The organism is Streptomyces sp. CB02400, from assembly GCF_001905725.1.
Taxonomy (GTDB): domain Bacteria; phylum Actinomycetota; class Actinomycetes; order Streptomycetales; family Streptomycetaceae; genus Streptomyces; species Streptomyces atrovirens.
The window spans coordinates 23,876-35,906 of the sequence record NZ_LIWB01000019.1; the positions used below are offsets into that span (position 1 = coordinate 23,876).

The 12,031-nt window shown below is 71.3% G+C and carries 11 protein-coding genes; 7 read left to right on the forward strand and 4 right to left on the reverse strand.

Annotated elements, in window-relative coordinates:
• Window positions 1–95: 95 nt before the first annotated feature.
• Complete coding sequence (locus tag AMK33_RS32925) at window positions 96–2,411, reverse strand: transglycosylase domain-containing protein (RefSeq protein ID WP_073936665.1); 2,316 nt, start codon at window positions 2,409–2,411, stop codon at window positions 96–98.
• 430 nt (window positions 2,412–2,841) lie between these two features.
• Here AMK33_RS32925 and wblA point away from each other — a divergent pair, with 430 nt between their 5' ends.
• Window positions 2,842–3,180 carry a transcriptional regulator WblA gene (gene wblA / locus AMK33_RS32935; RefSeq protein WP_201263129.1) on the forward strand — a complete coding sequence of 113 codons (339 nt, stop codon included), beginning with the start codon at window positions 2,842–2,844 and terminating at the stop codon, window positions 3,178–3,180.
• A gap of 56 nt (window positions 3,181–3,236) precedes the next feature.
• Here wblA and AMK33_RS32940 read toward each other — a convergent pair whose 3' ends face one another.
• Window positions 3,237–4,655 (reverse strand): ArsA family ATPase, encoded by a 1,419-nt coding sequence (locus AMK33_RS32940; protein WP_073936667.1) that lies wholly within the window; start codon window positions 4,653–4,655, stop codon window positions 3,237–3,239.
• Between the two features lie 142 nt (window positions 4,656–4,797).
• On the reverse strand, window positions 4,798–5,775 hold the full coding sequence (locus AMK33_RS32945; RefSeq protein WP_073936668.1) for an ArsA family ATPase: 978 nt from the start codon (window positions 5,773–5,775) through the stop codon (window positions 4,798–4,800).
• A 127-nt stretch (window positions 5,776–5,902) separates the two neighbouring features.
• Here AMK33_RS32945 and AMK33_RS41830 point away from each other — a divergent pair, with 127 nt between their 5' ends.
• The 4 genes from AMK33_RS41830 to AMK33_RS32965 all read left to right on the forward strand — a co-directional run bounded on the left by AMK33_RS41830 (window position 5,903) and on the right by AMK33_RS32965 (window position 8,956).
• Complete coding sequence (locus tag AMK33_RS41830; RefSeq protein WP_003975360.1) at window positions 5,903–6,064, forward strand: DUF4177 domain-containing protein; 162 nt, start codon at window positions 5,903–5,905, stop codon at window positions 6,062–6,064.
• Window positions 6,061–6,528 carry a RidA family protein gene (locus AMK33_RS32950; RefSeq protein ID WP_073936669.1) on the forward strand — a complete coding sequence of 156 codons (468 nt, stop codon included), beginning with the start codon at window positions 6,061–6,063 and terminating at the stop codon, window positions 6,526–6,528. The genes AMK33_RS41830 and AMK33_RS32950 overlap by 4 nt, the downstream gene beginning before the upstream one ends.
• Window positions 6,529–7,247: 719 nt before the next feature.
• Window positions 7,248–8,129, forward strand: a complete 882-nt coding sequence (locus AMK33_RS32960) for an NUDIX hydrolase (protein ID WP_073936671.1) — start codon at window positions 7,248–7,250, stop codon at window positions 8,127–8,129.
• Window positions 8,126–8,956: an MBL fold metallo-hydrolase gene (locus AMK33_RS32965; RefSeq protein WP_073936672.1), complete on the forward strand. Its 831-nt coding sequence runs from the start codon at window positions 8,126–8,128 to the stop codon at window positions 8,954–8,956. The genes AMK33_RS32960 and AMK33_RS32965 overlap by 4 nt, the downstream gene beginning before the upstream one ends.
• 242 nt (window positions 8,957–9,198) lie before the next feature.
• On the opposite strand, the gene AMK33_RS32970 is transcribed toward AMK33_RS32965, so the two are convergent.
• Window positions 9,199–9,873, reverse strand: a complete 675-nt coding sequence (locus tag AMK33_RS32970; RefSeq protein ID WP_004928297.1) for a Crp/Fnr family transcriptional regulator — start codon at window positions 9,871–9,873, stop codon at window positions 9,199–9,201.
• Between the two features lie 335 nt (window positions 9,874–10,208).
• Here AMK33_RS32970 and nth point away from each other — a divergent pair, with 335 nt between their 5' ends.
• Window positions 10,209–11,213, forward strand: coding sequence for an endonuclease III (gene nth, locus AMK33_RS32975; protein ID WP_073936673.1), 1,005 nt, complete (start codon window positions 10,209–10,211; stop codon window positions 11,211–11,213).
• Between the two features lie 91 nt (window positions 11,214–11,304).
• Window positions 11,305–12,006, forward strand: a complete 702-nt coding sequence (locus AMK33_RS32980; protein WP_073936674.1) for an NUDIX hydrolase — start codon at window positions 11,305–11,307, stop codon at window positions 12,004–12,006.
• Window positions 12,007–12,031 lie beyond the last annotated feature (25 nt).

Genomic DNA, 12,031 nt, shown 5'->3' on the forward strand with positions numbered 1-12,031 from the left:
ACTGCCGCAAGATCACACCAACTGAAATGGCGTCTGAAGCTCGGTGTCAACGAGCAACTCTCCCGTGAACGGACGGCTGGAGGTGCGGAGACGGCTCAGTCGCGTCCTCCGGGGCCGGTGCCCGCCCCCCGGATGAAGCCCTCCGGGGCGGAGAAGCCCGGGTCCGGCTCGGTGTCTCCCGCGCCGCCCGATCCGTTGCCGCCCCCGTTGCCGTTGCCGCCGCTGATCAGACCGCCGATGAAACCGCCGTCGCCGTTGTCACCGTTGTTGCCGTCGTCGTCACGGTTGCCGTTGCCGTCGCCGTCGCCGTCGCCCTCGTCCTCGTCGCGGTCCTGGGCGTCCGGGATGTTGACGAGGTTGAAGGACGGGGACTCCTTGCCCGACAGGGCGCCGGTCATGGCGTCCTTCCAGATGGGGCCCGGGACCGCGCCACCGAAGACGAGCGCGTGGGGGACGCCGCCGATCGTGATGTCCTTCATCTTGACCTTCTGGGTCGCGCTGCCCACCCACACGGCGCCCGACAGGTTCGGCGTGTAGCCGACGAACCAGGCGTTCCTGCGCTCGTCCGTCGTACCCGTCTTACCGGCGTTGGCGCGGTCACTCAGGCCGGCCGCCTGACCCGTACCGGAGTCGACCACGCCCTGCAGCAGGGTGTTCACCGTGTCCGCGGTCTGCTCGCTCATCGCGCGCGAGCACGTCGACTTCGGGACCTCGAGCGACTTCTGCTCGTTGCCGATCTTCTGGGTGATCGACTCGATGGCGACCGGCGTGCAGTACATGCCCCGGGAGGCGAAGGCGGCGTACGCGCTCGCCATCGTGAGCGGCGAGAGGCCGGTGGAACCGAGGGTCATCGAGGAGGGGACCTCGGGGATCTTCTCCCCGTTGCCCTGGACCACGCCGAGCTTGTCGGTCATCGTCACCACGGGGCACATGCCGATGTCCTCGATCATCTGCACGAAGTAGGTGTTGACCGACTTGGCCATCGCGTCCTTGAGCGCGTACGGCCCCACCTCGGACTCGTTCTCGTTCTCCAGCTTCCAGTTCTTGTCGTTCACCCAGGGCTTGTCGCAGCCGCGCACGGTCGCCGGGTACGGCATCTCGAACGGGGCGGAGTAGCTCTGTGTCGGCGGCCTTCCCTCCTCCAGCGCGGCCGCCGCCACGAACGGCTTGAAGGTGGAACCCGTCGGGAAGCCGTAGTTGGAGCCGCCCATGGCGAAGTCGACCGAGTAGTTGATCACGGTCTCGTGCTGCTTGGCGTTGGTGCCGTACGGCTTCGACTGCCCCATCGCCACGATCTTGCCGGTGCCGGGTTCGACGAGGGTGGTCGCGGCGGCGACCTCGTCACTCGTGTAGATGTGGTCCTTCAGCGACTGCTGGACGGAGCTCTGGGCCTGCGGGTCGAGCGTCGTACGGATGGTCAGGCCGCCCTGGTTCCAGACCCTGGCCCGGTCCTCCTTGGTCTTGCCGAAGACCGGATCGTTGAGGAAGACGTTCCGCACGTAGTCGCAGAAGAACCCGGCGTCGTCGACCGCGGTGATGCAGCCGTTCTTCGGCCTGCTGACCTTCAGGCCCAGCGGGGCCTCCACCGCCTTGTCGGCCTCCGCCTGCGAGACGGCGCCGACCTGGGCCATCCGCCGGAGGACGACATCGCGCCGCTTCTTCGCCTCCGCCTCGTCGTTGACGGGGTCGTAGCGGCTCGGTGACTGGACGAGGCCGGCGAGGAGGGCGGACTCCTGGAGGCTGAGGTCCTTGGCGGACTTGGAGAAGTAGCGCCGGGCGGCGGCCTCGACGCCGTACGCCTGCTGGCCGAAGAAGGTGATGTTCAGGTAGTTCTCGAGGATCTTCTTCTTGCCCAGCTCCTCCTCGACCTGGATCGCGTACTTCAGTTCGGCGATCTTGCGGCCGATGGTCTGCTGGGTGGCCTGCGCGACCTTCGTCGGGTCGTCGCCGGCCTCCTCGACGAAGACGTTCTTCACGTACTGCTGCGTGAGCGTGGACGCGCCCTCGGATACCTCGCCGCTACGCGCGTTCTTGTTGAGCGCGCGCAGGACGCCCTTGAGGTCGATCGCGCCGTGCTCGTAGAAGCGCGAGTCCTCGATCGCGACGATCGCCTTCTGCATGTACGGCGAGATGTCCTTGAGGTCGACCACCGTGCGGTCGCGCGAGTAGACGGTGGCGATCTGGCCGCCGTCGGCGTCGAGGATGGTGGTGCGCTGGCTCAGCGGCGGCGTCTTGAGGTTGGCCGGGAGCTCGTCGAAGCTCTCCACCGACCCTTTGGCCGCCAGGCCCAGCGCGCCCACCGCGGGCAGCGCGATGCCGGCCATGACGGCCCCCGCGAGGACACTGACACCGAGGAACTTGGCGGCCTGCTGTGCGGGGGACAGACCACCGCCCGAGCGCTTCTTTGGCATGGGAGCAGCCTACGTTCTCATTCGCCGGACAAGCGTATATGCCTTGGCCTAAGCTGCTCTCAACTGTCACAGCAGTGAGGCCACGTATCAATACGTCCGGCGACCCCGAATCGTTCCGGATCTCCTCGATTTTTTTCGTACGAGTTTGTGTCGAGGGATGTTGAACCCGTGTCCGGATCCACCTCATGTGTCATGCGGTGTCCGTTGTGACGCAACTGAACTGACCTGAAATGCCGGGTTCGTCACGCATGTCGTCCCCTCACTCCCCCGGGTGATCTGCCGCTTACCCATAGTCCGTTCGGACCATTCAAGATTGGGCCCGCTGGGGGTGTTGCGCTGTGCCCACCTTCCGTAACGTCCTCAACTGGCGGCGGTGAATATGCCGCTGCCGCCGTGGGGGAGCCTCGATTCGGGAGAGGACGGCGCCGGTATGGGCTGGGTTACCGACTGGAGTGCGCAGGCTGCCTGCCGCACTACCGATCCGGATGAACTGTTCGTTCAGGGAGCAGCGCAGAACAGGGCCAAGGCGGTGTGCACCGGATGTCCGGTACGCACCGAATGCCTGGCCGATGCGCTCGACAACCGCGTCGAGTTCGGCGTATGGGGAGGCATGACGGAGCGTGAGCGCCGCGCACTGCTGCGCCGGCGGCCGACCGTGACCTCCTGGCGCAGGCTGCTGGAGACCGCGCGCTCGGAGTACGAGCGGGGGCCGGGTGTCGTACCGCTCAACGACGACGAGGTGTACGAGAACTACGCGGCGGTGAGCTGAGGGCCCTCGGGGGGTTCTTGCGTTCCCCTGTTTCCTCTTCTCCCCGCGGTGCTGGTCTAGGGCGTTTCGGGCAGCTCCGGCCGGTCGGCCGCGAGCCGGTCGCCGATGTCCCGCAGTCCCGCGAGGTCGTGCACATCGCCGGGCAGCGCGGCCACCTCGGTCACCGCCACCTCGGGGTGGAGCGCGGTGAAGCGGTCGCGTGTGCGCTGCTCGCGCGAGAGCAGCCGCATCCGCTCGGCGTGCAGCCGCAGCAGGCCCGCGGTGAGCCGGTCGACGGACCGGTCCGCGTCGGCGTCCGTGGTCTCAGGGCTGTCGGCGTCAGCCGTGTCTTCGGTGTGCGCAGGGGATTCGGCGGGATCGGGAGATCCGGCGGGATCGGGGGATCCTGTGGGAGCAAGGGACCCGGTGGGAGCAAGGGATTCTGAACTGCCGTACGTTTCGGGAGAGTTACGAAGTCCAGCTTTCCCGTCCACCTGATCCACAATGCGGGAGTCCTCAAGATTTTCCGCGGCGGCCAGCGCCCGCTCGGCCGACAGCCGGTCCGCGCCGCTGCCGTGCACCCGGTTGAGCACCAGCCCGGCCAGCGGCATCTCCTCCGCCGCCAGCCGCTCCACGAAGTACGCGGCCTCGCGCAGCGCGTCCCGCTCCGGGGCCGCCACCACCAGGAACGCCGTCCCGGGCGCCTGGAGCAGCTTGTACGTGGCGTCCGCGCGCGTACGGAACCCGCCGAACATCGAGTCCATCGCGGCCACGAAGGTCTGTACGTCCTTCAGCAGCTGGCCGCCGAGCACCTTGCCCAGGGCGCCCGTCATCATCGACATCCCGACGTTCAGGAACTTCATCCCCGCGCGGCCGCCGACCTTCGCCGGGGCCAGCAGGACACGGATCAGCTTGCCGTCGAGGAAGGACCCGAGCCGCTTGGGGGCGTCCAGGAAGTCCAGGGCGGAACGGGAGGGCGGGGTGTCGACCACGATGAGGTCCCACTCGTCCCGGGAGCGCAACTGGCCCAGCTTCTCCATCGCCATGTACTCCTGCGTGCCCGCGAAGCCCGCAGAGAGCGACTGGTAGAAGGGGTTGCCCAGGATCGCGGCGGCCCGGTCGGGGTCCGCGTGCCCCTCGACGATCTCGTCGAAGGTGCGCTTCATGTCGAGCATCATCGCGTGCAGTTCGCCGCCCGCGGAGTCGTCGATGCCCTTCACCCGGCGCGGGGTGTTGTCGAGCGAGTCGATGCCCATGGACTGGGCGAGGCGGCGGGCCGGGTCGATGGTGAGGACCACCACCTTGCGCCCCCGCTCGGCCGCGCGCAGGCCGAGCGCCGCCGCGGTGGTCGTCTTGCCGACCCCGCCCGAACCGCAGCACACCACGATCCGGGTGGCGGGGTCCTCGATCAGCGGGTCGATGTCGAGCGTGCGGGTGGGGGAGAGGCGGTGACGGGCCGGGTCCTGGGCCTGCGCCGGTTCCGGACGACGACTCATGACATCCCCTGCTTCCGGTGCTTCCGACTCGTGACGGGGTCGGTACGGCGGTGGTGTGTGGCGGGGCCGGTACGGCGCTGACGGTGACGGTGACGGAGGTGACGGCCGGTACGGGGCCGGGACGTACGGGCGTGGTGCTCGGTCATGACATGCCCTGTTCGCGCAGCTCCCTGGCCAGTTGGTACAGGCCGGCCAGGTCCATGCCCTCCGCGAGCAGCGGAAGCTCGTGCAACGGCACGTCGAGGTCCGTCAGCACGGCGCGCTGCTCGGTCTCCAGCGCGTACCGCTCGGCGTACTCCTCCGCCTGCGCGAGCAACGGGTCCACCAGACGCTCGGCGTGTCCCCCGCGCCGCGCGCCACCGAGGCCGGCGGACGACAGTGCCCGCGCGATGGAGGAACGAGGCACCGCCGTCGCGAGTTCCAGGCCGTCCCCGTCCAGCACCTCCGGCCGGACCATGTTCACCACGACCCGCCCCACCGGCAGCCGTGCGGCACGCAGTTCCGCGATGCCGTCGGCGGTCTCCTGGACCGGCATCTCCTCCAGCAGCGTCACCAGGTGCACGGCCGTCTCCGGAGATTTCAGCACCCGCATGACCGCCTGCGCCTGGTTGTGTATCGGGCCGATCTTGGCGAGTCCGGCGACCTCGTCGTTGACGTTGAGGAAGCGGGTGATGCGGCCGGTCGGCGGGGCGTCCATCACGACGTAGTCGTAGACGAACCGCCCGTTCCTGTCCTTGCGACGGACCGCCTCGCACGCCTTGCCGGTGAGCAGGACGTCCCGCACACCGGGCGCGATGGTGGTGGCGAAGTCGATCGCGCCGAGCTTCTTGAGGGCCCGGCCGGCGCCGCCGAGCTTGTAGAACATCTGGAGGTAGTCCAGAAGGGCCAGTTCGGCGTCGATGGCGAGGGCGTACACCTCGCCGCCTCCCGGAGCGACGGCGATCTTCCGTTCCTCGTAGGGCAGCGCCTCCGTTTCGAAGAGCTGCGCGATTCCCTGGCGGCCCTCGACCTCGACGAGGAGCGTCCGCTTCCCCTCCGTGGCCAGGGCCAGCGCGAGGGCCGCGGCCACCGTGGTCTTGCCGGTTCCGCCCTTGCCACTGACGACCTGGAGCCTGCTCACGCCTTCGAGCCTAAATGCTCGCCCCGCACCCCGGCGGCTCCGGGTGGCGGTTCCCGGACGTCGCGCCCCGCGCGAGGGGGCGGGACGGGGGCCGCGTCCCACGCGGGCGGGGGCTAGAGTCGGCCGCATGACCAAGTGGGAATACGCGACTGTGCCGCTGCTCGTCCACGCAACGAAGCAGATTCTGGACACCTGGGGCGAGGACGGCTGGGAGCTCGTCCAGGTCGTGCCCGGGCCGAACAACCCCGAGCAGCTGGTGGCCTACCTGAAGCGCGAGAAGCAGGCATGAGCGCCGTCGAGGCGAAACTGGCCGAGCTGGGCCTGAGCCTGCCGGAGGTCGTCCCGCCGCTGGCCGCGTACCAGCCGGCCGTGCGGTCGGGGCGGTACGTCTTCACCGCCGGCCAGCTGCCCATGGTGGAGGGCAAGCTTCCGCTGACCGGGAAGGTCGGCGCGGAGGTCACCCCGGAGGAGGCGAAGGAGCTGGCGCGCACCTGCGCGCTGAACGCCCTCGCCGCGGTCAAGTCCGTCGCCGGGGACCTGGACCGGGTGGCGCGCGTGGTGAAGGTCGTCGGCTTCGTGGCCTCCGCCGCGGACTTCACCGGCCAGCCGGCCGTCCTCAACGGCGCGAGCGAGCTGCTCGGCGAGGTCCTCGGCGACAAGGGCGTCCACGCCCGCAGCGCGGTGGGCGTCGCGGTACTGCCCCTGGACGCTCCGGTGGAGGTCGAGATCCAGGTGGAACTCACGGAGGCGTAGCCCTCGGTCGGCCGGGCCCGCCCTGTCGGTGGGGTTCGCCTGATGGCAGGGCTCGCCCCGTCGGCCGGGTCCGCCCCGTCAGCCGGGCCTGCCCTGTCAGCCGGGCCCGCCACGTCGGCCGGGCCCGCCACGTCGGCCGGGTTCGCTTGGCGGCAGGGCACGCTGTTTCGGCGCGGCGCGCCGACAGGACGGGGTCCGGGCGGATCGCCGTCGGCTTGTTCCGGTGGGCCCCGCCGCGCTGTGAGAAGCCGGGGTACTCGTCCTGCCGGACGTGCCGCCCCCCCGCCCGCGCGGGCGAGAAGCCGGGGTGCCTGTCCTGCCGGACGTGCCGCCCCCGCCGCCGCGCGTACGAGAAGCCGGGACGGCGGCGTCCCGCTGCCGGGCTGCGCCCCGGGACGCCGCCGTCGGACCCTTTCGTCGGCTTCCCCGGCCGGCTGCCGGGGTGGACGACGGGTGGCTCCTTCATGTGTCCCGGGCTCCGGCGTGGCCGTACCGGTCGCCGATGCGCACCGCGCGGGGGATGTCAGCGCGCACCGCGCGGGAGGTGCCGGTGCTGCCCCCGCACCGCGGCGGTCGGTGCCGGACGCCCTCCGCGCGGGGCCCGCCCCATGTCCGTACCGCCTCCGCGCGGGGCCCGCCCGCGTCCGTACACCGTTCGGTGGCCCCGCCGTCCCCCATGGGCACTCGAACATCCGCCCGTCACGGGATAGCCTCCGGCCATGGGGAATGCGCAGGCCGGCGGGCAGTGGTACCCGCCCGAGTGGCCGGAGCGGATCCGTGCGCTGGCGGGCGGCGGCCTCACGCCGGTCGTGCCGAGGCGCGCGGCCACCGTCATGCTGCTCAAGGACACCGGTGACGGGCCCGCCGTGCACATGCTGCGCCGGCGTACGTCCATGGCGTTCGCGGGCGGCGCGTACGCCTATCCCGGCGGCGGCGTCGACCCGCGGGACGACGACCGGCACGTCCGCTGGGCGGGTCCCACGCGCGCGTGGTGGGCGGACCGGCTCGGCGTCGACGGGACGGGGGCCCAGGCGATCGTCTGCGCGGCCGTGCGGGAGACGTACGAGGAGGCCGGCGTCCTGCTCGCCGGGCCCACTCCCGACACCGTGGTCGGCGACACGACCGGCGACGACTGGGAGGCGGACCGTGCCGCGCTCGTCGCGCGGGATACGTCCTTCGCGGAGTTCCTGGACCGCCGCGGACTGGTCCTGCGCTCGGACCTGCTCGGCGCGTGGACGCGCTGGATCACCCCCGAGTTCGAGCCCCGCCGCTACGACACCTGGTTCTTCGTCGCCGCGCTCCCCGAGGGCCAGCGCACCCGCAACGCCTCCACGGAGGCCGACCGCACGGTGTGGATCACACCCCGCGCGGCGGCCGAGGGGTACGACCGGGGCGAGCTGCTGATGATGCCCCCGACCATCGCCACACTGCGCCGGCTCACGGCGTACGGAACGGCCGCGGAGGTCCTCGAAGCGGCGCCCGCGCGGGACCTCACGCCGGTGCTGGCCACCGCGCGCCTGGTGGAGGGCGAGATCGTGCTCTCCTGGCCGGGGCACGACGAGTTCACGAAGCACATCCCGACCGGTGGAGCCCCCGCATGACGGACGCAAGCACCCTTCCGGGCCAGCCGCGGGGCGGTGTCCTCTCCGGCCCCGCCACCGCGCGTGCCGTCAACGTGCTGGCCCCCAACCCCTCGGCGATGACCCTGGACGGCACCAACACCTGGATCCTGTCGGAACCGGACTCCGACCTCGCCGTCGTGGTCGACCCCGGCCCGCTGGACGACGGACACCTGCGGCACGTCGTCGGGACCGCCGAGCAGGCCGGAAAGCGCGTCGCCCTCACCCTGCTGACGCACGGTCACCCCGACCACGCCGAGGGCGCCGCCCGTTTCGCCGGGCTGACCGGCACGAAGGTGCGGGCACTGGACCCGGCGCTGCGGCTCGGCGACGAGGGACTGGCCGCCGGGGACGTCATCACCGTCGGCGGCCTGGAGCTGAGGGTCGTACCGACCCCCGGCCACACGGCCGACTCCCTGTGCTTCCATCTCCCGGCCGACCGGGCGGTCCTCACGGGCGACACCATCCTGGGGCGCGGTACGACCGTCGTGGCCCACCCCGACGGCCGTCTCGGCGACTACCTGGACACGCTGCGCCGGCTCAGGTCGCTCACGGTCGACGACGGCGTCCACACGGTGCTGCCCGGCCACGGGCCCGTCCTGGAGGACGCCCAGGGCGCCGTCGAGTTCTACCTCGCCCACCGCGCCCACCGCCTCGCCCAGGTCGAGACGGCCGTCGAGGACGGCCACCGCACCCCGGCCGAGGTCGTCGCCCACGTCTACGCCGACGTCGACCGCTCCCTGTGGCCGGCCGCGGAACTCTCGGTCCGCGCGCAGCTGGAGTACCTCCGGGAGCACGGGCTCATCTAGGAGGCGTCGTTTGGATCTTGCCGGGGTCGCGGGCCCTGGCACCGCTCCCCCACGCTCGGCTTCTCCCCACTGCCTGAAGGGCGTGGAAGGCACCCCCACCACCAGACCCCGCTCGGCTCAGTCACAAAGCACCGCTCCCTGGAGCCGGCCTGATCCGAACGACGCCCCCTGACCCGCGGACACGGCGAGGCCCCGCTTCCCACGGGGCGGTTTCTAGGGGGCCTCGATGCCGGGTCCAGGTGTCAGCGGGAGCGCTTCGCGAGGCGTTCGACGTCCAGGAGGATCACCGCGCGGGCCTCCAGGCGGAGCCAGCCGCGCTGGGCGAAGTCCGCCAGGGCCTTGTTGACCGTCTCGCGGGACGCGCCGACCAGCTGGGCCAGCTCCTCCTGCGTGAGGTCGTGCACGACGTGGATGCCCTCCTCGGACTGCACGCCGAAGCGCCGGGAGAGGTCCAGCAGGGCGCGGGCGACACGGCCCGGGACGTCCGAGAAGACCAGGTCCGACATCGCGTCGTTGGTCTTGCGCAGCCGCCGCGCGACGGCCCGCAGCAGCGCCGTGGCCACCTCGGGGCGGGCGCTCAGCCAGGGCGTCAGGTCGCCGTGGCCCAGGGCGAGCAGCTTGACCTCGGTGAGCGCCGTGGCGGTCGCGGTGCGCGGACCGGGGTCGAACAACGACAGCTCACCGATCAGCTCGCCCGGACCGACCACCGCGAGCATGTTCTCGCGGCCGTCGGGGGACGTGCGGTGCAGCTTGACCTTGCCCTCGGTGACCACGTAGAGGCGGTCTCCGGGGTCGCCCTCGTGGAACAGGGAGTCGCCCCGTGCGAGGGTCACCTCACTCATGGAGGCGCGAAGCTCGGCGGCCTGCTCGTCGTCGAGCGCCGCGAAGAGCGGATTCCGCCGCAGAACGTCGTCCACGAGTTCTCTCCTTGTCGACCTGCTCAGGGGAGCTTGTTCCCCCACGTACCAGGGGACCGTGGTTCCCATTTTGCCGGACGGTCCAAACAGTGTGATCTGTCACAAGGATGCCGTACGGGCCGGTCGGGGTAAGCGGCAGGGGTCCAATTGGACGCCGATCTTCGGGGTCCGGGGCGGATGTCGGTGCCGGGCCGTAGGCTGGCCGGGTGTCCAATTCGCCGGTGAGAGCACAGGCCTAGGGAGCTGCGGGAGTGGGTGTACGTCGTGATTCCGCTGTGGGCGAACAGGGCTCCGATGGCGGTAGGGAAACGGCGAAAACGACAAAGAGGCCGCCGTTGAAGAAGAAACCGACGACCCGCGCGAGCGGGGCGGCCGAGGCGACCGGGGAGACGGACGCGCCGGTGAAGAAGACGGCGAAGAAGACGGCGGCGAAGAAGACGACCGGGGCGAAGAAGGCGACCGCCGCCAAGAAGGCGACCGCCGTGAAGAAGCCGCTCGTCGCCCCCGGGAAGGCGACCGCCTCCGTGAAGGCCGCCCCGGTGAAGACCGCCGTCAAGCCGGCCGGGGACGAGTCGCGCACCGCGCTGGTCCGCCGCGCGCGCCGGATCAACCGCGAGCTCGCCGAGGTGTTCCCGTACGCCCACCCGGAGCTGGACTTCGAGAACCCCTTCCAACTCGTCGTCGCCACCGTGCTGTCGGCCCAGACCACCGACCTGCGCGTCAACCAGACGACCCCCGCCCTCTTCGCGAAGTACCCCACCCCCGAGGACCTGGCCGCCGCCAACCCCGAGGAAGTGGAGGAGATCCTGCGCCCCACCGGCTTCTTCCGGGCCAAGACCAAGTCGGTCATAGGCCTGTCGAAGGTGCTCGCGGAGGACTTCGGCGGCGAGGTGCCCGGCCGGCTCGAGGATCTCGTCAAACTGCCCGGCGTCGGCCGCAAGACCGCCTTCGTGGTGCTCGGCAACGCGTTCGGCCGCCCGGGGATCACCGTGGACACCCACTTCCAGCGCCTGGTGCGCCGCTGGCGCTGGACCGAGGAGACCGACCCCGACAAGATCGAGGCGGCCGTCGGCGCGCTCTTCCCCAAGAGCGACTGGACCGACCTGTCCCACCACGTCATCTGGCACGGCCGCCGCATCTGCCACGCCCGCAAGCCCGCTTGCGGCGCCTGCCCCATCGCGCCGCTCTGTCCGGCGTACGGCGAGGGCGAGACGGACCCGGAGAAGGCGAAGAAGCTGCTGAAGTACGAGAAGGGCGGCCTCCCGGGCCAGCGGCTGAAGCCCCCGCAGGCCTACCTGGACGCCGGCGGCAGGCCCGCGCCGCCGCTGGGGGCCGGATGAAGGGGCCGCGCACGCGGCGGCGGCCGGTGGAACGATCTCGGGGCCGCCGGGCGTTGGACCCGTGGGACGCGGCCGGACGACGGGGGTGGCGATGACGCGGACGAGCGGTACCCAGGGCGGCCCGGTGACGCTCAGCCGGGAAGGGCTGCCCTCCTGGCTGGACCCGGTGGCCCACGCGGCGGAGACGGTCAGACCGACACAGCTGAGCCGCTTCCTGCCCCCGGAGAACGGCACGGGGCGCCAGTCCGCCGTCCTCATCCTCTTCGGTGACGGCGACGGTGAGCGCGGCCCGGAGCTGCTGCTCATGGAGCGCGCCAGCTCACTGCGCTCGCACGCCGGGCAGCCGTCCTTCCCCGGCGGCGCCCTCGACCCCGAGGACGGCGACCCGCAGGGCGACGGCCCGCTGCGGGCCGCCCTGCGCGAGGCCGAGGAGGAGACCGGACTCGACCCGTCCGGCGTCCAGCTCTTCGGCGTACTGCCGAAGCTCTACATCCCGGTCAGCGGCTTCGTCGTCACACCCGTGCTCGGCTGGTGGCGCGTCCCCAGTCCGGTGGGGGTCGTCGACCCGAACGAGACCGCGCGGGTCTTCACCGTCCCGGTGGCGGATCTCACCCACCCGGACAACCGTGCGACCACGGTCCACCCCAGCGGTTACCAGGGTCCGGCATTCCTGGTCGAATCAGCCCTCGTATGGGGCTTCACCGCCGGGGTCATCGACCGGTTGCTGCACTTCGCGGGGTGGGAGCGGCCCTGGGACCGGGACAGGCGGGTCCCGCTGGACTGGCGGTCATGACAGGGTGGGCGCCGTGCTGGGTCGG